23 protein-coding genes and 2 tRNA genes are annotated in these 21257 nt (G+C 70.2%); 14 read left to right on the plus strand and 11 right to left on the minus strand.

Going from position 1 to position 21257, the window contains the following annotated elements:
• Window positions 1-8: 8 nt before the first annotated feature.
• Entirely contained in the window at window positions 9-1481 is a 1473-nt protein-coding gene (locus tag K6T50_RS04240) for a DHH family phosphoesterase (protein ID WP_222608160.1), read from the minus strand.
• Between the two features lie 108 nt (window positions 1482-1589).
• Here K6T50_RS04240 and K6T50_RS04245 point away from each other — a divergent pair.
• Window positions 1590-1663: transfer RNA gene (locus K6T50_RS04245), tRNA-Lys, on the plus strand.
• Between the two features lie 184 nt (window positions 1664-1847).
• On the opposite strand, the gene K6T50_RS04250 is transcribed toward K6T50_RS04245, so the two are convergent.
• Together K6T50_RS04250 and K6T50_RS04255 are read right to left on the minus strand one after the other, a co-directional pair.
• The gene (locus tag K6T50_RS04250) at window positions 1848-2291 is read right to left on the minus strand and encodes a pyridoxamine 5'-phosphate oxidase family protein (protein ID WP_222608161.1); all 444 of its coding nucleotides are present in this window, start codon (window positions 2289-2291) and stop codon (window positions 1848-1850) included.
• Between the two features lie 53 nt (window positions 2292-2344).
• On the minus strand, window positions 2345-2788 hold the full coding sequence (locus K6T50_RS04255) for an acyl-CoA thioesterase (protein WP_222608162.1): 444 nt from the start codon (window positions 2786-2788) through the stop codon (window positions 2345-2347).
• A gap of 166 nt (window positions 2789-2954) precedes the next feature.
• Here K6T50_RS04255 and K6T50_RS04260 point away from each other — a divergent pair, with 166 nt between their 5' ends.
• The gene (locus K6T50_RS04260; protein WP_225935372.1) at window positions 2955-4211 is read left to right on the plus strand and encodes an MFS transporter; all 1257 of its coding nucleotides are present in this window, start codon (window positions 2955-2957) and stop codon (window positions 4209-4211) included.
• Window positions 4212-4258: 47 nt separating this feature from the next.
• Here the strand turns inward: K6T50_RS04260 and K6T50_RS04265 are convergent, their stop codons facing one another.
• From K6T50_RS04265 to K6T50_RS04275, 3 genes are all read right to left on the minus strand, one after another.
• On the minus strand, window positions 4259-4765 hold the full coding sequence (locus K6T50_RS04265; RefSeq protein ID WP_222608164.1) for a universal stress protein: 507 nt from the start codon (window positions 4763-4765) through the stop codon (window positions 4259-4261).
• Between the two features lie 112 nt (window positions 4766-4877).
• Window positions 4878-5105: a hypothetical protein gene (locus tag K6T50_RS04270; protein ID WP_222608165.1), complete on the minus strand. Its 228-nt coding sequence runs from the start codon at window positions 5103-5105 to the stop codon at window positions 4878-4880.
• Window positions 5106-5233: 128 nt separating this feature from the next.
• Window positions 5234-6436, minus strand: a complete 1203-nt coding sequence (locus K6T50_RS04275; protein ID WP_222608166.1) for a pyridoxal-phosphate-dependent aminotransferase family protein — start codon at window positions 6434-6436, stop codon at window positions 5234-5236.
• A 140-nt stretch (window positions 6437-6576) separates the two neighbouring features.
• On the opposite strand from K6T50_RS04275, the gene K6T50_RS04280 reads away from it, so the two are divergent.
• From K6T50_RS04280 to K6T50_RS04305, 6 genes are all read left to right on the plus strand, one after another.
• Window positions 6577-7449, plus strand: coding sequence for an NOP5/NOP56 family protein (locus K6T50_RS04280; RefSeq protein ID WP_222608167.1), 873 nt, complete (start codon window positions 6577-6579; stop codon window positions 7447-7449).
• A complete protein-coding gene (locus K6T50_RS04285; protein WP_222608168.1) occupies window positions 7446-8090 on the plus strand; it encodes a fibrillarin-like rRNA/tRNA 2'-O-methyltransferase in 645 nt (214 codons plus the stop codon). The genes K6T50_RS04280 and K6T50_RS04285 overlap by 4 nt, the downstream gene beginning before the upstream one ends.
• A 203-nt stretch (window positions 8091-8293) precedes the next feature.
• Window positions 8294-9406, plus strand: a complete 1113-nt coding sequence (locus K6T50_RS04290) for a glutamate--cysteine ligase (RefSeq protein WP_222608169.1) — start codon at window positions 8294-8296, stop codon at window positions 9404-9406.
• Window positions 9407-9495: 89 nt separating this feature from the next.
• Window positions 9496-10023 (plus strand): helix-turn-helix domain-containing protein, encoded by a 528-nt coding sequence (locus tag K6T50_RS04295; RefSeq protein ID WP_225935401.1) that lies wholly within the window; start codon window positions 9496-9498, stop codon window positions 10021-10023.
• A 36-nt stretch (window positions 10024-10059) separates the two neighbouring features.
• The gene (locus K6T50_RS04300) at window positions 10060-10560 is read left to right on the plus strand and encodes a phosphopantetheine adenylyltransferase (protein WP_222608171.1); all 501 of its coding nucleotides are present in this window, start codon (window positions 10060-10062) and stop codon (window positions 10558-10560) included.
• A 7-nt stretch (window positions 10561-10567) separates the two neighbouring features.
• The gene (locus K6T50_RS04305; protein WP_222608172.1) at window positions 10568-10795 is read left to right on the plus strand and encodes a hypothetical protein; all 228 of its coding nucleotides are present in this window, start codon (window positions 10568-10570) and stop codon (window positions 10793-10795) included.
• Between the two features lie 43 nt (window positions 10796-10838).
• Here the strand turns inward: K6T50_RS04305 and K6T50_RS04310 are convergent, their stop codons facing one another.
• Window positions 10839-11147, minus strand: a complete 309-nt coding sequence (locus K6T50_RS04310) for a transcription initiation factor IIB family protein (protein ID WP_222608173.1) — start codon at window positions 11145-11147, stop codon at window positions 10839-10841.
• A gap of 83 nt (window positions 11148-11230) precedes the next feature.
• Here K6T50_RS04310 and K6T50_RS04315 point away from each other — a divergent pair.
• From K6T50_RS04315 to K6T50_RS04325, 3 genes are all read left to right on the plus strand, one after another.
• Window positions 11231-11315, plus strand: a tRNA-Leu gene (locus K6T50_RS04315).
• Window positions 11316-11502: 187 nt separating this feature from the next.
• On the plus strand, window positions 11503-12315 hold the full coding sequence (gene dacZ / locus K6T50_RS04320) for a diadenylate cyclase DacZ (protein WP_222608174.1): 813 nt from the start codon (window positions 11503-11505) through the stop codon (window positions 12313-12315).
• A 129-nt stretch (window positions 12316-12444) separates the two neighbouring features.
• Window positions 12445-13197, plus strand: coding sequence for a mechanosensitive ion channel family protein (locus tag K6T50_RS04325; RefSeq protein ID WP_222608823.1), 753 nt, complete (start codon window positions 12445-12447; stop codon window positions 13195-13197).
• 18 nt (window positions 13198-13215) lie between these two features.
• Here the strand turns inward: K6T50_RS04325 and K6T50_RS04330 are convergent, their stop codons facing one another.
• Window positions 13216-13836, minus strand: coding sequence for an acyltransferase (locus tag K6T50_RS04330; protein ID WP_425601396.1), 621 nt, complete (start codon window positions 13834-13836; stop codon window positions 13216-13218).
• Window positions 13837-14120: 284 nt separating this feature from the next.
• Window positions 14121-15407, minus strand: a complete 1287-nt coding sequence (gene purD / locus K6T50_RS04335) for a phosphoribosylamine--glycine ligase (protein ID WP_222608175.1) — start codon at window positions 15405-15407, stop codon at window positions 14121-14123.
• A 144-nt stretch (window positions 15408-15551) separates the two neighbouring features.
• On the opposite strand from purD, the gene K6T50_RS04340 reads away from it, so the two are divergent.
• Entirely contained in the window at window positions 15552-17735 is a 2184-nt protein-coding gene (locus K6T50_RS04340; RefSeq protein ID WP_222608176.1) for a thioredoxin domain-containing protein, read from the plus strand.
• A 109-nt stretch (window positions 17736-17844) separates the two neighbouring features.
• Window positions 17845-18300: a DUF5804 family protein gene (locus K6T50_RS04345; RefSeq protein ID WP_222608177.1), complete on the plus strand. Its 456-nt coding sequence runs from the start codon at window positions 17845-17847 to the stop codon at window positions 18298-18300.
• Between the two features lie 30 nt (window positions 18301-18330).
• Here K6T50_RS04345 and K6T50_RS04350 read toward each other — a convergent pair whose 3' ends face one another.
• Window positions 18331-19302, minus strand: coding sequence for a PLP-dependent cysteine synthase family protein (locus tag K6T50_RS04350; RefSeq protein ID WP_222608178.1), 972 nt, complete (start codon window positions 19300-19302; stop codon window positions 18331-18333).
• A 168-nt stretch (window positions 19303-19470) separates the two neighbouring features.
• Between K6T50_RS04350 and K6T50_RS04355 the strand changes: the two genes are divergently transcribed.
• On the plus strand, window positions 19471-19842 hold the full coding sequence (locus K6T50_RS04355; protein ID WP_222608179.1) for a thioredoxin family protein: 372 nt from the start codon (window positions 19471-19473) through the stop codon (window positions 19840-19842).
• 177 nt (window positions 19843-20019) lie between these two features.
• On the opposite strand, the gene K6T50_RS04360 is transcribed toward K6T50_RS04355, so the two are convergent.
• A complete protein-coding gene (locus K6T50_RS04360) occupies window positions 20020-21234 on the minus strand; it encodes a methionine adenosyltransferase (RefSeq protein ID WP_222608180.1) in 1215 nt (404 codons plus the stop codon).
• Between the last annotated feature and the right edge of the window lie 23 nt (window positions 21235-21257).

The raw sequence follows: 21257 nt of genomic DNA on the forward strand, positions 1-21257 counted from the left end.
GGGAGCAGTCAGGAGCCGTTGGTCGACTCGCCGGACCCGGACCCGGTGGAACTCTCGACGCCCATCGCGTCGAACAGCTTCTTTCGGACCGCCTCCTCCGAGAGCGACAGCAGCGTGTCTCGGTTGGACTCGGTCGTCTCGATCCCGGTGAACAGGCCAAGCGGGATCTCGGCGGTGCCCTGTTTCGCGTGGCCGACCGCCTCGCCCACGTCGGAGAAGCCGTCGCGGAGGACGTTGCCGATGTTGATGCGGATGTCCTTCGAGCGCGCGGCGAGGGTGATCGTGTCGTCGACGATGCCGAACACTGCCGAGGTGGTGATCCCCTCCAGGTTGAGCAGCTGTTGGGCCGCCTGCGCGAGCGCCTCGCGGTCGCGGACGAAGCCGGCGTTGGAGATGAGGTGGCTGCCCTGGACCTCGCGGTTCTGAATGGCCTCCGCGAGCACGTCCAGCGTCTCCGGGCTCATGCTCGGCGATTCCACGTCCTCAAGCGTGTCGTGGTTGGCGAACGGGTGGAGGTACGCCGCGGCCGTCAGGTCCGCGGGCGTCGTGTCGCGCTTGAAGTCGACCGTCTCCGCGCGGATGCCGTACAGCAGCGCGGTCGCGACCGTCTCGCTGGGGGAGAGGTCGAACTCCTGGAGGTACTTCGTGAGGATCGTCGAGGTGGAGGAGACGTTCTTGCGGATGTCGGTGAACGTCGCGTCGATGGCCGTCTCGGGCTCGTCGTGGTCGATGTAGATGTCGACCTCGGCGTCGATCTCGTTGCCGCCGCTCTCGGCGTAGTCGACGAGCGCGAGCGCGCCGTATTCCGAGAGCGGCCGTGTCTCGTCGCGGGCGTGGAGGTCGATCCCGAGCGTGTTGACGAACGCCCGGTTCTCCTGGTGGCCGATCTCGCCGTCGTAGAGTATCTCGGCCTCGATGTCGTACTCGGCGGCGATCGCCGCGAGCGCGACCGCGGCGGCGATGGAGTCGGGGTCGGGGTTGTCGTGGGCCAGCACCGCGAGCGTTCCGTCCGTGTCCCGGAGGATGTCCGCGAGCTGGCGGGCCTTGTACTCCAGCTCGCCGGACTCGAGCGAGCGGATCGCGGAGTCGGCGATGACCGTCGAGGGGTTGATCACCACGTCCGCGCCCAGGTCGGCGAGTTCGTCCTCACTGACGGGGTCGGAGGCGCGGACGACGACGTACTGGTCGCCGCCGCGCTCGCGGATGGCGCGGACGGCGTCCTTGTTGGCGTCGACGTCCGACGAGAGGATGAGGATCACGTCGCGGTCGGCGACCGCCTCGACCACGCCGTCCTCGGAGATGTCCTGCTGTTGGGCGTTCAGGTCCTGATCGCGCAGGGCCTCAACGCGGGACTCGTCCTTGTCCAGGATCAGCACGTCCTTCTCCTCGGCGGTCAAGGCGTCGGCCACCGCGTGCCCGACGCTCCCGCACCCGAGAATGGCGTACGTCGACATCGACGAGACGGTGACCCCGGTGCTCATGTGGAGCGGAATCGGGACGGACGGCACTTAAGCGGTGATGTTCGCCCCCGCGACGCCGTCGGTGAAACGGAAGGCCTTTTAGCGTACCCTCGCATCCTCGAAACGCAAGGGCTTGTAGCTCAGTCAGGGAGAGCGACGGACTCTTAATCCGTCGGTCGGGGGTTCAACTCCCTCCAAGCCCGCTTTTCGAGGCGCACTGTGACGAGAACGGTGAGCGGAGCGAACCGTTCGAGGAACCGCGCCGACTACCGGTCGTCCGAGGGAGTTGAAGCAGGGAGGTCGCGCGCAGGCGAGCGGAGTGAGCGTGCACGTCCGACAGTGGTTCAACTCCCTCCAAGCCCGCGTTTTCGAGGCGCACTGTGACGATCAAAACGCCGTCAACGTCGCGCTCGCAACGTCGACTCTGAGGAGTCCCTGGCTCGATACCTCGCCGTCGCCCTCATTGTCGCCCCCCTCTGCACCCGACTCGTCCGCTTCGGTGTCGGCGTGCATCGCGTACGTCTCCGCGAGGCGGCGCTCGACCCACGCGGCGCGCTCGGGGTCGTCCACCCGCGCCGCGGTCCCGAGGAGGGTCGCCTGCCAGTCGACGGTGCCGGCGCGGTCGGCCGACTCGATCGACAGCGCGACCCGGGGGTTTCGGTCGATGTTCTCCAGCTTCCGCCCGCCGGTGAACAGCCACACCGCGTCCGCGTCGTCGTCGAGGACGAACCACACGGGCGCGACGTGCGGACGGTCGTCGACGGCGGTCGCGAGGTGGGCCGACAGCGCGAGTCCGTCGAGGTGGTCCCGGAGCGCAGAGAGGGAATCCATACCCGACGGACGCGTCGCTGGCGGGTATCGGTTGCTCCCGTTCCAGCGGGGCGCTACTCGTCGGGGTCGGCCGCCAGCGCCGCCGAGCGGAGCGACTCGCCGCGCTCGGTTTCGACCGTCAGGTCCGGAACGGGCGTCGGCCTCCGGTCCTCGTCGAGCGCGACGAAGACGAACGTGGCCTCGGTGGTCAACTCGCGTTCGCCCGTCTCCGGCGTCTCGCGGAACGCTCGGAGGCGGACGCGGATCGAGGTTCGCCCGGTCTCGTACGCGTACGACTCGATGACGCAGGTGTCGCCGCGGGGGATCGGGCGGTCGAAGTCGAGCCGGTCGATGCTGGCGGTGACACAGGGGTGGCCCGCCAGGCGCATCGCCGACATCGCGCCGACCTCGTCCATCCACTTCGCGACGTTGCCGCCGTGGGCGGTGTCGTAGTTGTTCGTGTCGTCCGGCTGGACGCGCTCGCGGTTCTCGATGTACGTCTCGATGAGGGTGACCATGCCCGGCGTTCGCGGCGGGGCGGGAAGAAACCGGGCCGGGACGACCGACGAGCGCCGACTCGTGGGTGGCGACTCGCTGGGGCCGACTTCCGGATGCCGGGTCGCGGATGCCGGCAGAACGGTCGCGCTTCGACGGTCATTTCACCGGCGCCGCGAAGCCGGAGACGTGACTGACGCCTCCGTATCGCGACTCCAGTTCTGGACGCTGTATCTCTCGCGGTTCGCCGGCGGCTTCGGGAGCATCGCGCTCATCATCGTCCTCCCGAAGATCGCGACCGACCTCGGCATCGACGGCGTCGCGTTCGGGCTGTTGTACACCGCGTTCACGCTCGCGCAGACCGCCGCAGTCGTTCCGATCGCGTGGGCCGGCGACCGCTACGACAAGCGGATCGTGCTCCTCGGCACCCTCGCGGTCGGGGTCGCTACGTACGGCGCGTTCAGCGTCGTCACCGACAACGCGGGGCTGCTCGCCGTCCGAGCGATGCAGGGCATCGTCTTCACCGGGATGGGCCTCATGACGCTGGGGCTCGTCGGGCAACTCGCCACGAGGGGAACCCGCGCGAGCAGGATCGGCCGCGCCAACGCCGCCTCGTTCGCGGCGTCGATCGTCGGCGGACTCTCGGCGGGCGGGCTCTACGACTACTTCGACGGGTCGCGAGAACTGTTCCTCATCATCACCGGGTTGTACGTGATCACGTTCCTCGCGACTGCGCTGTTGCTCTCGGCCGACGAGACCCGCGTCGAGGGGTTCCCGTTCACCGATCTCGCGCTCAACCGCCGGATCCTCACGCTGACCTCCTTCCGGGCACAGTACTCCGTCGCGGTTACGCTCGTCCGCAACTGGATACCCGTGTTCGCCGGCTACGCGGCCGCCAGCGGTGGATTGGCGATGCCCGCGTTCGCGGTCTCGGTGATCACGGTCTCCGAGAAGTTCACGAACATGCTGTTGCAGCCGTACACCGGCCGCCTCTCGGACGCCAGCGGCCGCGCGCTGTTCGTCTTCGCCGGCGGCGGCGCCTACGGACTCGTCGCGGTGGTAGTCCCGTTCACGCCGGCCCTCGGCGAGGCGCTCGGGCTCCCATCGACGCTGCCGTTCCTCGGCGCCGTCTCCGCCGCGTTCCTGCCGCTGTTGCTGTTGAACGCGGGGCTCGGGATCGCCGACAGCTTCCGCGAGCCCGCGAGCATGGCGCTGTTCGCCGACGAGGGGAGCGACGGCGACGGTGTCGCCTCCAGCTTCGGGATCCGGGAGCTCGTGTGGCGCCCCGGGTCGGTGATCGGCCCGGTTGCGGCCGGGTGGCTGATGGGAACCGTCGGCATGGAGTGGGTGTTCTTCGTCGGCGGCGGGTTCGCTGTGCTCGGAGCGCTCACCTTCCTCGGCGTCCTCAGACGGTATCACGGAGCGAGCGCCCTCACCGAGTGGTGAGAGGGAACGCCCGCGAGACCGGTCCCGACCGTCGCCGCCCGCGTCGGTCACGCGATCGGTTCGCCGGCTTCGTCGACCGGCGTCTTCACGACCAACACCGGCCGGTCGCTCGCGCGGACGACGCGCTCGGTGACGCTGCCGACGAGCGTTCGATACTCGTCGGGGCGTCGCTGGCTGCCCGCCACGATCAGGTCGGCGTCGATCTCGTCGGCGACCTCCAGGATCGTCTCGTCGGGCGTGCCGTGCCGGAGGTGGGTTTCGACGGCGACGCCCGCGCCGGTGCCCCGGTCGCGAACGTCGGCGAGCGTCTCCTCGCCGAGGTCCTCGAAGCCGTACTCGGGCCCTTCGTGCCCGTCGACGTACTCGTCGCCGGGGTAGGTGGTGATGGCGGCCTCGTCGACGACGAACAGCGCGTGCAGCGTCGCCTCCCGGTCGACCGCGATGTCGAGGTCGTCCAGCAGCCGGGCGCGGTCGGCCGCCAGATCCAGCGCGTGGTCGGTCGCGTTGATCGACGCGACCCCGCCGTTCGTCGCCAGCAGGATGTCCTCGTACATGACGGGCTCGTGTTGGTACGCCGAGGAGAAAAAAGCGGACGACCGTTCCCCGTCGCCGGGGGCGACCGAACGCGGGAGTGATCGAACGCCGGCGTCGACGCGGACGTCGACCCTACGCGAACAGTTCGGTCAGTTCCAACAGGACGCCGGGGATCACCGCCAGGAGCACCCCGACCGCGATCAGGATCGCGGGCAGCCACAGCAACCCGGACTGCGTGAACAGCCACAGCCCGACACCCGCGAGCGCCAGCAGGATACCTATCACTCTGAACAGCCAGACGACTGCCCCCTCCAGTTCCGAGTCCGCTACGACCTCCGCGGCCTCGAGTACCTCGTCCATGCGGCCGGCTGTTGGCGCCGCCGGCCACTTGGATTTGGTGGCCTCCCGACGACAGAATCCGCGGTTCGTCGGTCCAGCCGCGACGGTGACGGACAGCCGTAACGGTGACCGACGCCCGTGATGTGGTCTTACAGCCGTGACGCCGTCGCCTCGACGCCCGCGCCGACAGCCACATCGGCGCCGTGTTCGGCGAGCGTCTGCCCGAGCGACGATACGAGCAGCGATACGTTCGCGGGGCGCGCGGAGTGGCCCATACAGCCGATCCGGAAGATCTCCCCCTCGAGATCGCCGAGCCCGGAGGCGATCTCAAGGTCGTACCCCTCCAGCAGGTCCGCGATGACAGCGCCGTCGTCCACGCCGTCGGGCACCCGAACCGCGTTGAGGCTCGGCAGCCAGTACTCGTCGGCGGCGTTCATCTCCAGCCCCATCGCCTCGACGCCGGCCTTCAGCGCGCCCGCGGTCTTCCGGTGGCGCGCCCAGCGCGACTCGATCCCCTCCTCGGCGACGAGGCGCAGCGCCTCCCGCAGCGCGTAGACGTTCGTGATCGGCGCCGTGTGGTGATACGCGCGCTCCTCGCCCCAGTACCCCTCGAGCAGCGAGAGGTCGAGGTACCACGACCGGGCGGGCTCCTCGCGCCCGAGGACCTTGTCCATCGCGCGGTCGTTCAGGGTGAGCGGCGAGGCACCCGGCGGGCACGAGAGGCACTTCTGTGGCCCGGAGTAGGCGGCGTCGACATCCCACTCGTCGACCTCCAGGGGAACGCCTCCCAGCGACGTGACGCAGTCGGCGATCACGTACGCGTCGTGGGCGTGGGCGATGCTCGTCAGCTCGGGCACGTCGGGCTGGCGGACGCCCGTCGACGTTTCGGCGTGGACGAAGCCGAACACGTCCGGCTGATGCTCGTCGAAGGCCGCCTGCACGTCGACGGGGTCCAGCGGCTCGCCCCACGGCGCGTCGACCTCGACCACGTCGCCGCCGGCGCGGCGCGCCATCTCGGCCATCCGGCCGCCGAAGTAGCCGTTCGTCGGGACGAGCATCGTCTCGCCCGGCTCGACGAGGTTGCCGATGGCGGCCTCCATCGACGCCGACCCCGTGCCCGAGACGGGGATCGTCCACTGGTTGTCGGTGCGGAAGGCGTACCGGAGCAGCTCCTGCGTCTCGTCCATGATCTCGATGAACGACGGGTCGAGGTGCCCGACGAGCGGCGTGCTCATCGCGCGAAGGACCCGCGGGTGTACGTCGCTCGGGCCGGGGCCCATGAGGGTTCGGTCCGGCGGTGTCAGCTCGCCGACCTCGGGGGCCTCGGTCTCGTCGAGTTCGGGCTGGTGCATGTCCGCGTGGTTCTCCGGAGCGGCCAAAGGTTACTCGGTTCGTATCTCCCGAAACCGGGGAAATCGGTTCCGCGACCCGTCGGCCGAGGAGGTCGGCCGCGGAGACAACGCTCATGAACCGCCGCCGGAAACGGACGTGCATGACTACCGACGACGCCGCGGGCGTCGACGCCGCCTCCAGGACGTGGTTCGCCGCCGGCGACGACGAGTCGCCGCCCGACCGCGTCCGCGACGGCGACGCCGACGCGCCGGCCGACTGGCCGGCGCTCGCCGTCGAGACCGGCTTCGCCGCCGACGAGGACGACTACTACGCGAAGCTTCGCGAGGCGACCGTCGAGGCGGCCCGCGCCGAGGTCGACGAGCGCGAGCGGGCCGACGACCGCCAGCTGCTCCACGCGGTGCGCGCGATGGACGACGCCGACCGCGTCGCGAACGAGCTCGCCGAACGCGTCTCCGAGTGGGCGGGCACGCTGTTCCCGGACGCCGGAACCGGCGTCGACGGCTGCCGGGAGATCGCCGAGCGCGACCCGGACGGTCCGGCCGAGGAGCGCGTCGTCTCGCTGGCGACCCGCGTGGCCGACCTCGACCGCGAGGCCGACGAGTTGGAGGCGTTCATCGAGTCGCGGGCGCCGGTGGCCGCCCCGAACCTCGCCGCGCTCGCGGGGCCGGTACTTGCCGCCCGGCTCATTTCGCTGGCCGGCGGACTGGAGACGCTCGCGAAGAAGCCGTCCGGGACGTTGCAGGTGCTCGGCGCCGAGGACGCGCTGTTCGCGCACCTTCGCGGCCACGGCTCCTCGCCGAAACACGGCGTCATCTACACCCACGAGTACGTCCGCGGAACCCGCCCCGAGGACCGCGGCTCCGCGTCGCGGGCGCTCGCGGGGAAGCTGACGATCGCCGCCCGGATCGACCACTACTCGGGTGACTACCGCCCGGAGCTGGAGGCGGAGCTGGACGAGCGGATGCGGACGATCCGCGCCCGCGCCGCCGACGACGGCGGTGATTCGGAATGACCGACCCCGACGCGTCGCTTCCGGCGGGTGTGGACCGCCGCGAGTTCGACGGCCGAGACCGGCTTGCGACGCGCGGGGAGCCGGTGTACGGCGAACCCACAGACGGCGAGTGGCGTGCGTGGGACGCCGGGCGCTCGAAGCTCGGCGGGATGCTCGAACTCGGAATGGACACCGGGCTCTCGGGCGGCGAAACGGTGCTGTATCTCGGCGCCGCCAACGGCACCACCGTCAGCCACGTCGCCGACTTCGCCGGGCCGACGTACGCGGTCGAGTTCTCGCCGCGTCCCGTGCGGGACCTGCTCGACGCCTGCGAGCCGCGGGCCAACCTCTTCCCGCTACTCAAGGACGCCCGCCGCCCCGAGACGTACGCCCACGTCGTCGAGGCGGACTGCGACGTGCTCGTGCAGGACGTTGCGACCCGCGGCCAGGCCGACGTGGCCGTTCACAATCGGCGGTTCCTCGCCGATGACGGCCGACTCCTGTTGGCCGTCAAGGCGCGCTCGGAGGACGTGGCCGCCGCTCCCGACGCCGTGTTCGAGGAGGTGCTCGCGGACCTTGAGTCAGCCTACGAGGTGCTGGAGACACGACGACTCGACCGGTTCCACGAGGACCACCTCGGCGTCGTCGCGACGCCTCGGTAGCGGGAACGCACTCGCTGGCGCTGATTGCTCGGCCGCGCGTCGGCGCGGCTACGCGGACTGTGCGTCCGGCCCCGCCGGGCGGCCGGACGCCGGAGCGTCCGGTGAGCGGTGGTCGCGTCATCGGACTTGAACCTTCGTCGGAGCGCCACGTTCGGGGGCCGGTTTCCCGAGATATATACCACCGCACGCCGAAGCCGTCGCCGATGGACACGGGTTCGGCGGCGGCGTTCGAGCGGATGGGCACGCTTGGAGTCGAGGAGGAGTTCTTCGTCGTCGACGGCGACGGGCGTCCGACCTCGGGCAGCGACCGGCTCGTCTACGGGGACCGCGAACCGCCCGAGCCGCTCGGGGGACGGATCGACCACGAGCTGTTCAAGTTCGTCGTCGAGACCCAGACGCCGCTCATCGAGGACCCCGGATCCGTTCGCGATCACGTCGTCGCCGTCAGGGAGGCGCTCGTCGAGCACGCGGAGTCGTACGACCTGCAGATCGCCGGCGCCGGACTCCACCCGGCCGCCGTCTGGCGCGAACTCGACCACGCCGAGAAGCCCCGCTATCGGTCGCAGTTGGACCGGATCCAGTACCCCCAACACCGAAACACGACCGCGGGCCTGCACGTCCACGTCGGCGTCGACGACGCGGACAAGGCGACGTGGATCGCCAACGAGATCCGGTGGTTCCTCCCGCCGCTGTTGGCGTTGTCGGCGAACTCGCCGTTCTGGAACGGCTACGACACCGGGCTCGAGTCCGCGCGGGCGACGGTGTTCGAGAACCTCCCGAACACCGGGATCCCGGGCCGGTTCGAGAACTTCGCCGCCTTCGACGAGTTCGAACGGCGGATGGTGGAGCACGGCTCCATCGAGGACCGCGGCGAGCTCTGGTTCGAGGTGCGCCCGCACACGGGCCACGGCACCGTCGAGGTGCGCACCCCCGACGGGCAGTCGAACCCGGACGTCGTCTGCGCGTTCGTAGAGTACGTCCACGCGCTCGTGGTCGACCTGGCGGAACGGTACGAGGACGAGGTCGAGCCCGAATCCTCGGCAGGGTCGGATGGGGGGCTTCGACGCGAACTCCTCGACGAGAACAAGTGGCGCGCGATCCGGCACGGCCGCGACGCGTCGTTCGTCGACCGCGACGGCGACTCGCAGGTCGACCTGGCGGGCGTCGTCGACCGCGAGAGCGACCGGCTCGGCGTCGAGGGGCTTCGATACCTCCTCGACCGGGAGTCCGGGGCGTCGAGACAGCGGCGCATCCGCGAGCGCGAGGGGCTCGACGGACTGTGTCGCGACCTGCTGATCGACGAGCACGACGCGTAGGCGTGGCGAACGCGGGTGCGTTCGCTCCCGACCGGTTCGCCCGCCGACGGGGTTTTCCCTGCGGAGTTCTGACCGCCGAAATGGGACACATGGCAACCGACGAGGCCCCCGATGACGGCGACGAGGCGGACGGCGCCGACGACGAGGACGCCCCGCGAACGGAGCTTCGCGAGGCCGCACAGCGCCTCGAATCGGGCGCGGCGGACGTCGCCGACGGCTTCGACGAGCGCATCGTCGACCTGTTGGCGTGGCTGCTGGACACCGAGACGCGGGCCCGGATCTACGTGTTCCTCCGCGAGCAACCCGGGTCCACGAGCGAGGAGGTCGCCGACGGCACCGGGCTGTACCCCAGCACCGTTCGCGAGGCGCTCGCGGAGTTGCACGACGAGGAGACGGTCACCCGGACGAAGCGGGAGTCCGCCGGCGCGGGAAACAACCCCTACGAGTACGAGGCGATCGATCCCGCCGCGCTCGTCGAGGGCGCGGTCGGGCAGGTGCAGGACCAGCTGAACGCCGTGTTCACGCTCGACTCGCGACTCTCGGGCGACGCGGAGTCGGCGGACGCGACCGACGAACCGGTCCGGATCTCGGTCGAGACAGAACGGGACGACGGGTAACGTCGCTTTTAGGTGTCGGGGCATCCACGGCCGGGTATGAACGTCGCGCTGGGCGGGACATTCGACCCGGTCCACGACGGCCACCGCGCGCTATTCGAGCGCGCGTTCGAGCTCGGGGACCTCACCGTCGGCCTCACCTCCGACGAGCTGGCCCCGAAGACACGTCACACGGACCGCTACGTCCGCCCGTTCGCCGAGCGAAAGCGCGACCTCGACGACGAACTCGCGCCGCTCGCGGCCGAACACGACCGCGAGTACGAGATCCGCGAGCTCACGAAGCCGACCGGGATCGCCGTCGAGCCGGGCTTCGACGCGCTGATCGTCTCCCCGGAGACGCAGTCGGGGGCCGAGCGCGTCAACGAGATCCGCGAGCAGAAGGGGCTGCCGAGCCTCCGGATCGAGATCGTCGATCACGTGCCCGCCGAGGACGGCGACCGGATCTCCTCGACCCGGATCGTCCGCGGCGAGATCGACCGCCACGGGAACCTCACGCCCGAGCGCGAGGGTCGCGGGACCGAACCGCCGGACGCGGAGTGACGGGGCGATGCCCGATGTCGACGCCGCGGTCGACTGGCTGACCCGGCGCTCGCGGGCGACGCAGCTGATCCTCGTCGGCCTCGTCGCGCTGCTGCTCGGCTATCAGGCGATCCGGTTCGGCGGGCGGGACCCGGGAAGCGAACTCGCATACGTGGGCGGCGCGCTGTTTCTCCTCGGGCAACTGGTCGGCTTCACGGGGCTAGCGTTGCTCGCGTATCGACTGCTCACGGAGTAGCCGGACACGCATCGCCACCCGCGCGAAGGAGAGCCCTACGTTCCTACCACGACGGCGGGCGGAAGCCGGCGTCCTCCAGCACGCCCTTCCAGTGCTGCTGAACCGAGAGACGGGTCACGTCCATCGCGTCGGCGACGGCGGTCTGCGGGCGCTCGTCGCCGGCGATGAGCGCGCCGGCGTACAGTGCGGCCGCGGCCATCGCGGGCTTCGACCGGTCCTCCTCGGGGACGGCCGAGAGGAACATGTCGGTCGCGTTCGAACGGGCCTCCGCGGACAGCTCCAGCGACTCGGCGGCCCGGTGGAGCCGCGAGAGCCACTCCTCGTGTTCCACCTCGTCGCTGGCGCGGTACACGCTGACGGGTTCGGGGTGGGCGGACATAAATCGTCGCCCGGGTCCGACAGCTACTTACGGCGATTCGGGATACTGTGTGGCGAGCGCGGGTAGCCAAGCCAGGCCAACGGCGCAGCGCTTAGGACGCTGTCCTGTAGAGGTCCGCCGGTTCGAATCCGGTCCCGCGCAGTGCGAGGTCGAACGAAGTGAGACCTCGACGGGCGAACGGGGAACGTAGTGACCCGTGAGCTGTGAGGAGCGAAGCGACGAACGAGCAGGCACGGATACGAACCCTGGGAGTCGTCGACCTCCGAACGCAAGACGGCCGCATGACGCTGCCGAAACCGATATGAACGCGCCCCGAAACGTTCACACAATGACTTCCTCGGCCGACCTCCTCGCCGACCTCGTCGCGGACGTCGACGGGGTGTTCCTCTTCGCACCGACCGGATCGACGTACGAGGACTACCGCGAAGTCGACGGGGAGCCGGCCGTCGTCGTCGCGCCGGAGAACGACCACGACGCCGAGCGCTACGTGGAGCTTCCGCTGGAGTTCGACAACGTGCGCGACCGGATCCGCTTCGGCGTCGAGGGCGCGATGGATCAGGGATACTGCGCGGAGGGCGACGTGGTCGCGTGCGCCGTCGGCGTGTTCGACGACCCGATCGACGGCGTGATCCGTACGTCCGTCACCGAGTCGATGCACTCCGGGATCTACGACCTCTTCGCCAACTCCCGCGCGGACCCCGCGGTCGTGCGCGATGTGTTCGACGTGGCGATCGAGCTCGGGAAGAAGGGCCAGAAAGGCAAGCCCGTCGGCGCGCTGTTCGTCGTCGGCGACGCGGGCAAGGTGATGAACAAGTCCCGGCCGCTGAGCTACAACCCCTTCGAGAAGAGCCACGTCCACGTCGGCGACCCCATCGTGAACGTGATGTTAAAGGAGTTCTCGCGGCTCGACGGCGCGTTCGTCATCAGCGACTCCGGGAAGATCGTCTCGGCGTACCGCTACCTCGAACCGGGAGCCGAGGGCGTCGACATCCCGAAGGGGCTGGGCGCGCGACACATGGCCGGCGGCGCCATCACGCGCGACACGAACGCGATCGCCATCGTGCTCTCGGAGTCGGATGGGCTCGTCCGTGCGTTCAAGGGCGGGCGGCTCGTCCTCGAACTCGATCCGGAGGAGTACTGACGCATGATCGACCCACGTTTCACCCCGTCCGTCGAGCCTGGGCCGTCGACCGCGCCGAGCGCGCTCGACACCGTCTCGCCCGCTTCCCCGCCGGTACAATCCGCGGGGGAGGCGATCCGAACCGCACTGATGAGTCTCCCGGCGCGCCTGTGGCTGGCGCTCGGCGTGGTCGTGCTCGCCGCGTTACTCGGCTACCTCGTCGTTCGCGTGAACCGCCGGATCCTCGTCGGCGCCGGCGTCCCCGAGACGATCGAGGGGACGGCGTTCGAACGGACCGCCCGCGAGTTCGGCACCTCGACGGTCTCGCTGGTCGCGAACCTCTCGGGGTACTTCATCTTCATCCTCGGGCTCATCGTCGCGCTCACCATCGCCCGGGTGGAGTACATCGCCGCCTTCTGGAACCGAACCGCCGGCTTCCTTCCGTCGCTGTTTCTCGCGATCCTCGTGCTCATCGTCGGCCTCGTCGTCGGCGACAAGGTCGAACTGCTGATCAACGACCGCCTGCGCGGGATAAAGCTCCCCCAGGCGGGGATCGTTCCGTCCGTCGCCAAGTGGTCGGTGGTGTTCATCGCGGTGCTCGTCGCGCTCGGACAGATCGGCGTCGACACCGCCGCGCTGGTGGTCCTGCTCGCGACGTACGGCTTCGCTCTCGTGCTGTTCGGCGGGCTCGCCTTCCGCGACCTGCTGGCGTCGGGCGCGGCCGGCTTCTATCTCCTGCTCGAACAGCCGTACAGCATCGGCGACCGCGTCCGCATCGGCGACACCGACGGCGTCGTCCAGGAGGTGAACGTGTTCGTCACGCACGTGGAAAGCGACGGCGCTGAGTACGTCGTGCCGAACCGACATGCGTTCACCGAGGGCGTCGTCCGGATCCGCGAGTAGAACGACCGGGTCGTCGTCTCAGCTCTCGTTCTCGTCGCCGTCACGCTCGTCCTCGTCACGCTCGACCGGCTCGGCCGGCACGCCCGCGACCGTCGCCCCCGGCGGCACGTCGTCGGCGACGAGCGAGTTCGCCGCGACCTGCGCGTCCTCGCCGATGCGGACGCCGGGAAGCACGGTCACCTTCGCGCCCAGCATCGCCCGGTCGCCGACGACCACGTCGCCGAGACGGTACTCGTCCTGCAGGAACTCGTGACACAGCAGCACCGAGTCGTAGCCGACGATGGCGTCCTCGCCGAGGGTGATCCGCTCGGGCCAGAACACGTCCGGTGTCGCCTCCAGCCCCCACGAGACCCCCGCCCCGACGGTCGCGCCGAGGCGACGCAAGAGCCAACTCTTCAGCCGGAGGCTCGGGGAGACCCGGATAATCCAGATCGCGAGGTAGTTGAGCGCGACCCTCACCGGGGATTTCGCGTCGGTCCAGTGGCGCAGGGAGTTGCGTCCGCCGGGCGTCGGGTGGCGCTCCAGTCGGTCGTAGCGCGCCGGGCGTTCGTTCCCGTCCCCGCCGATGTCGCCGCCAGCGTCGCCAGCGTCGTCGCCGGGGTCGCCTCCCCCGCCATCGACCTCGTCGTCGGTGCTCACAGGGCGACCGTCGTGACCGTCGATAATCAATCTCGTGCGTTCGAGGACGTGTGTTCGTGACCGATCGAAACAGGGGCGACAGCCGGACGAGGGTTCTTCACCGATGACGCGACCACCGTCGCCGTGCGGTGACTCACGCCTCGGACCGCGTCGCGAAACCGTGACGCGAGCGGTCCGAGCCGGTCGCGGTCGCGTCACGTGTTCGCCATCATTCGTCCGTCAGCGGCGCGTCCTCGGGGATGTCTCCCGACTGAGTCGGCGGCGGAGACGCGTCGATAGCCGCGCTACTCGCCGCGCAACTCGGCCATGTGGTCGATCCGGGACTGCACCAGCTCCGCCGTGCCGATGTCGTGGCGGACGTGGAACCCCTCGTCGACCATCGACAGCGCCGCCTCCGCATCTGCCTCCGCGTCGGCGATGGAGTCGCCGAGGCCGACGACCGCGAACGAGCGCGAGGTCGTGGTGAACAGGCCGTCCTCGCGCTGATCGACGCTCGCGTAGAACAGGAGCGCGTCGCCGACGCTGGACTCGTCCACCTCGATCCGCGCGCCGGCATCGGGCTCGACCGGGTAGCCCGCGGGCACGGCGTATTTGCAGACGGTCGCCTCGCCGGAGAACGCCAGCTCCGGGAGCGACTCGCCGTCGCGGGCGGCGGTGAGTACCTCGAGGAACGGCGTCTCCAGTACCGGCAGCGTGTTCATCGCCTCGGGGTCGCCGAAACGAGCGTTGAACTCGACGACCTTCGGACCATCCACGCCGAGCATGAACTGGCCGTACAGCACGCCCTTGTACTCGGGGAGGGCGTCGACGACTGCCTCGATGATCTCGACGGCGTCGTCGTAGTCATCGTCGGTCATGAACGGGAGCGTCAGGTCGGTGTCTGTGTAGCTTCCCATCCCGCCGGTGTTGGGGCCCTCGTCGCCCTCGTAGGCGCGCTTGTGGTCCTGGACCGCGGGCGTGGTTCGCACCTCGCCGTTCGCGACGAACGCCTGGACGGTGAACTCCTCGCCGACGAGGCGCTCCTCTATCACCCACTCGTCCCACTCTGCGTCGAGGATGTACTCGACCGCCGCGTCGGTCGTAAGCTGGTCGCCGGTCACCCGGACGCCCTTGCCGCCGGTGAGGCCGACGGGCTTGACCGCCACGTCGCCGTCGTACTCGGCGACGTAGTCGGCGGCCGCCTCCGCCGAGTCGAACGTCTCGAAGTCGGGGTTGCCCGGGATGTCGTTGTCCGCCATGAACCGGCGCTGGAACGCCTTGTCCGTCTCGATTCGGGCCTCCTCGGCGCGCGGACCGAACGTGTAGACGCCGGCGTCGTCGAGCGCGTCGGCGACGCCCGCCTCCAGCGCCGACTCGGGGCCGATGACCGCCAGGTCCGCGTCGACCCGCTCTGCGTAGTCGACGATCGCATCGGCGTCCCGCTCGCCGATCTGTTCGAACCCGTCCGCGAGCGACGCGATACCGGGGTTTCGATTGCCGGCGCAAGCGTACAGCGAGGCGTCGCCGGCGACCGCGCGGGCGATGGCGTGTTCGCGCCCGCCCCCGCCGACGAGGAGCACTGTCTCGGACATGGTCGAGTCGAAACTGCACGGGCGTGTAAACCTTACTCTCTGTGAGGGCGAGAGTGTGCGCGTTCGTGCATTCGAACCCGCGGTACGGGCGGCCGACGACCCGCGGCCGCCCCGCTTATCCGTCCCGCCGCCGACCGACCGGCAATGAGCGATCCGACGGCGCGAAACCGGCTGGACGAGGAAGCCAGCCCGTACCTGCGCCAACACGCGGACAATCCGGTCCACTGGCAGCCGTGGGACGACGACGCGCTCGCGGCGGCCCGCGAGCGCGACGTGCCGGTCTTCCTGTCGGTGGGCTACGCCGCGTGTCACTGGTGTCACGTCATGGAGGAGGAATCGTTCGAGGACGAGGCCGTCGCGGACGTGCTCAACGACGAGTTCGTCCCGGTGAAGGTCGACCGCGAGGAGCGACCCGACCTGGACCGGGTGTACCAGACCGTGAACCAGCTCGTCAACGGCCGCGGCGGCTGGCCGCTCTCGGTGTGGCTCACGCCCGAAGGGAAGCCGTTCTACGTCGGGACGTACTTCCCCCGTGACGGCCGCCAGGGGATGCCCGGCTTCCTGGAGGTGTGTCGCAACATCGCCGACTCCTGGAACGACCCCGACCAGCGCGCGGACATGGAGGAACGCGCCGAGCAGTGGACGGCCGCCGCCCGCGACGAGTTGGAGTCGACCGGGGACTCGTCCGGCGGGAGCGTGGGCGACGACGGCGCCGCGGCCGGCGGCGGTCCGCCCGACGCGGACGTCCTCTCTGACGCCGTCACCGCCGCGCTCCGCAGCGCGGATCGCGAGCACGGCGGCTTCGGCAGACAGGGCCCGAAGTTCCCGCAGGTCGGCCGGATCGACCTCCTCATGCAGGCGTACGCGCGCAGCGGCCGCGAGGAACCGCTGAACGTCGCCGTCGAGACGCTCGACGCGATGGCCGACGGCGGGCTGTACGACCAGGTCGGCGGCGGCTTCCACCGCTACTGCACCGACCGCGAGTGGGTCGTCCCCCACTTCGAGAAGATGCTGTACGACAACGCCGAGTTGGCGCGCGTGTTCCTCGACGCCCACCGCCTGCTCGGCCGCCCGAAGTACGCCACCGTCGGTCAGGAGACGCTCGCGTTCCTCGACCGCGAACTCGCCCACCCTGAGGGCGGCTTCTACGGCACCCTGGACGCCGACTCCGGCGAGGGAGAAGGCGAGTACTACGTCTGGACGCCCGACTCCGTCGCTGAGGCGCTCGCGAACGCCGACCACGAGTTCGAAGACGACGACGTGGACCTGGTGTGTGACCGCTTCGGCGTCGACTCGGCGGGGAACTTCGAGGGCGGGACGACCGTGCTCACCCGCGCGACCCCGGTCCCCGACCTCGCGGACGAGTACGACCTCTCCGTTGAGACGGTTCGCGAGCGGCTGATGCACGCGCGGACGGCGCTGTTCGACCACCGCGAGTCGACCCGCGAGCGCCCGCCGCGCGACGAGAAGGTGCTCGCGGGGTGGAACGGCCTCGCTATCTCGGCGTTCGCCGCCGGCGCGCGCACGCTCGACGCCGGATACGCCGACCGTGGCGCCGAGGCGCTCGGGTTCGTCCGCGAGCACCTCTGGGACGGCGACCGACTCAGTCGGCGCTACATCGAGCGCGACGGCGACGCCGTCGGCGAGGGCGAGGTGAAGGGGAACGGCTACCTCGAGGACTACGCGTACCTCGGCCGGGCGGCCCTCGATCTGTACGGCGTCACGGGCGACGTGGACCACCTCGGGTTCGCGCTGGATCTGGGTCGAACGATCGTCGAGGCGTTCTACGACGCCGACGACGGCACCGTCTACTCGACGCCGAACGACGCCGAGGACCTCGTGGTTCGCCCGCAGGAGCCGACCGACGCGTCGACGCCCTCCAGCCTCGGGGTGGCGACGCGGCTCCTGCTCGACCTCGATCTCTTCGCGCCCGACGAGGAGTTCGACCCCGTCGCCCGCGAGGTGCTCGCGACCCACGCGGACGGCGTGACGGCCTCGCCGCTGGAGCACGTCACGCTGGCGCTCGCGGCCGCGCGCGCCGAGAGCGGCCCCTTCGAACTCACCCTCGCGTGCGAGGAGGTTCCCGCCGAGTGGCGCGACACGCTCGCGAGCCGCTACCTCCCCGGCGTCGTGATCGCCCCCCGTCCGCCGACCGCGGACGGCGTCGCCGACTGGGCCGACGACCTCGGGCTCGCGGAGGTCCCCCCGATCTGGCGCGACCGGGACGCGCGCGACGGGACGGCGACAGCGTACGCCTGCCGCGACTTCACCTGCTCGCCGCCGAACCACGACCTCCGCGCGGCGCTGGAGTGGGCCGCCGGGGAGTGATGCGCCGGCGGTCCGGAGTCGCGCGGGTCCCCGCCGGCGGCCACGTCGCTTCCGCGGTCGGCGACGCGCGGAGCGTAACCGCTTTGCCCGGCGGCGGCGACGCGGAGGTATGACCACGGTCTGTCTCGTCGGCGACCCCGAGGCCGACCTGCGCTACGAGCTGCTCTCGCGGGAGACGGCGCGGGAGGCGCTCGCGACGTACGACCTCCGCTCCCCGTTCGAGAACTCGCTCGCGCTCGACACCGTCAGCCTCGGCGCCGCGGTGTCGCTGTGCAACGACCTCAACTGGTATCTCGTCCGGTTCGTCGACGAGGTGCTGATCAGGGAGCCGTCGATCACCGACGAGGAGTGGCTCTCGCGGACGCTGGCGACGGCCGTCCGCAACGACGCCGTCCGCCGCGAGGAGACAGACCGGTTTCTGAAGCTGTACGGGCTCGAGGACGGCCGGCTCGTCGAACCGATGTATCTCGCGCGCAGCGACGACGCCGAGCTGCCGGAGTACGACCTGCGCGACGTGGACGAGACGGTCGGCGTGCGCGTGACGCGCGAGGAGTTCGAGAACTGAGCCCACAACCGGACGATCCGCCGCTGACCCTCAGTCGAACAATCCGGTCGACATGTACCGCTCCCCGGAGTCCCAGAACACGGTGAGCACCAGGGGGTCGTCGCCGGCGACGCCGACGCGGTCGTCCGAGCGCGGATCCCACCCCTCGACAGCAACGTCGCGATAGCCGGGGTCGTCGCCGGCGACGAACGCCTCGGCCACGTCGCGGGCGCGGAGGTTCGAGCCGCCCGAGGACTGCCCGACGAGGATCCCCTCCTCGCGGGCGAGTCGTCGGCACTCGGCCTCGGCCTCGTCGAGTCCGACGGTGAGCACGCCGTCGAGCAGACCCCTGTCGAGGTTCGGGCTGACGAACCCCGGACCCATCCCCTGAAACGAGTCGGTCTCGGGCTCGCGACCAGACAGCACCGCCGAGTCTTCGGGCTCGACGGCGACCACGTCCATCCCCGGGAACGCCTCACGCAGGCGGCGGCCGATCCCCGTGATCGTCCCGCCGGTGCCGACCCCGGCGACAAGCGCGTCCGGCTCGCGTCCGTCGAGCTGCTCGAGGATCTCGATGCCGGTCGTCTCGTAGTGCGCCTCGGGATTGGCGCCGTTCTCGAACTGCCGGAGCTGGACCATCCCCTCGGCCTCCAGCTCGTCGGCGCGGTCCTTCGCGGCGTCGATACCGCCGTCGACGAGCTCCAAGTCGGCGCCGTAGGCGGCCATGATCCGCCGTCGTTCCTCGCTTTTCGAGGCCGGCATCACGACGGTCACGTCGTACCCCTTCGCGGCGCCGACCATCGCGATGCCGATGCCCGTGTTCCCCGATGTCGGCTCCACGAGCGTGTCGCCCGGCTCGAGGGTTCCCTCGGCCTCCGCGCGCTCGATCATCCGCTTCGCCGGGCGATCCTTCGCCGAGCCGCCGGGGTTTCGCGACTCGAGCTTGGCCGCCACGGTCGCGCCCGGCGGCGAATCCACCCGGACCAGCGGGGAGCCGATTGTGTCGAGTACCGAATCGTCCATGCCCCCGCTACTCGCGTCAGGCGTAAATGCTCCCGAGTCGGCGGCAAGCCCTCGGGCGATCCTCGCGCACGAACGCGCGGCCGGCTTACCGGAGGAACGACCCGGCGACCGCACGCCGGATCTGCCGGCGGCGCCGCGCTTAACCCGGCGTGTGCCCCAGAGACGACCATGAGTACGACGCTTTCGACGATGGACCCCGACGGCGGCGCCGATATCGACCCGGACGTGGCCGCCGCGCTCGGCGCCGACGGGCTGACGTACAAGGTGTGGGGCGGCGACTGGTGTCCCGACTGCACTGGGCAGCTCCCGGCGTTCGCGGCCGCGCTCGACGCCGCCGGGGTCCCGGCCGACCGCATCGAGCAGTACCCAGTCGAGAAGGTCGACGGCGAGAAGCAGGGCCCGGGTATGGACGAGTACAGCGTCGAGTACATCCCGACGGTGATCGTCTTCGACGCCGAGGGCGAGGAACTCACCCGGTTCGTCGAGTCGGCCGACACGGACATCGCGACGTTCCTCGCCCGCGAACTCGCGGCCGACTGAGATCACGACGGTCGGAGTCCCTCGGCGCCGAACCTTCGTATCGGAAAACGACACCAGCCACCGCGTGGTCTGACGACGACCGCGCGACGGAGGGAGAAACTCCCGGCGACGCCGCCGCGCGCGACGACTGTCGCCGGGTGTCAGCCAAACTCGACGGGGTGTGAGCGACGGCGTCGGTCAGAACGTCGTGATCTCGCCGTCGATGACGCGCCGGGTCACGTCGGTGACGTTCGCGAGGCGCTCGTCGATGATCGCGGTCGCCTCCTCCTCGATGTCGGCGACGGCGACGCTCTCCTCGGTGACGACCTGCGCGTCGGCGACGTGGGGCTGGTCGATGGGGCGGCCGATCTGCGAGAGCAGGCGGACCTGCAGGTCGCGGATGCCGTCGACCTCCTCGACGACGGCCTCCGCGATGTCCGTCGAGAGGAGGTTGTAGATCTTCCCGATGTGGTTGACGGGGTTCTTGCCGGAGGTCGCCTCCATGCTCATCGGTCGGTTCGGGGTGATGAGCCCGTTCGCTCGGTTGCCGCGGCCGACGGAGCCATCGTCGCCCTGCTCGGCGGAGGTGCCGGTCGTCGTGAGGTAGATGGATCCCTCCTCGAGGTCGTCGGCGGTGTTCACCTCGACGTGCACTTCGCGGTCGGTGTGCTCCTCGGCGAGCCCGGTGACGAACGCCTCGACGCGCTCGGTCGCCTCGCGGTACTCGTCGATGTCGTCGATGTAGGCGTCGACCATCGCGGCCGCGACGGTGATGTCGATCGTGTCGCCCTCGCGCTTGCCCATGATCTTGATGTCCTGTCCGATCTCCGGGTGGTCGGCGCCGTACGCGCCGTTCAGCTCGCGCTCGGCCTCCAGGACGATCCGCTCGGTTTCGGTGAGCGGCGCGTGGCCGACGCCGAAGGAGGTGTCGTTCGCCATCGGCACCTGCGCGCCGTCCTCGCCGAAGACGTCCTGGAGGTCGCCCGACCCCTCGCCGAGCTTCACGTCGACGACGATGTCGGTTCCGACCTCCAGCTCCGGCAGCGCCTCTCGGAGGTACGCGCGGGCGGATTCGAGCGCGACGCGGCCGACGGGCAGCGTCAGCTCCCGGCCGTCGTCGGTCTCGTACTCCTTCGTCGCGCGGCCGACGATGAGGACGTAGATCGGGTCGACCACCTCGCCGCCGCCGTAGGAGGGCGCCGCGTTGCCGGCGACCAACTGCGTCTCGTCGGTGTTGTAGTGGAGCACGTGGCCGACGCGGTCGAGATACAGCTGCGAGAGGCCGCGCGAGACCGCCTCCGCGATGCCGTCGCAGATCGAGTCGGGATGACCGATCCCCTTTCGCTCGACGATCTCTACCTCCTGGTCCTCGACCGCCCGCCGGTCGAGTTCGGAGACCTGAATGTTCCTCATTGGTCGGTCGGAGGATTCCGGCC

The sequence above is a fragment of the Halobaculum magnesiiphilum genome (assembly GCF_019823105.1).
In the GTDB taxonomy this organism is placed as follows: domain Archaea; phylum Halobacteriota; class Halobacteria; order Halobacteriales; family Haloferacaceae; genus Halobaculum; species Halobaculum magnesiiphilum.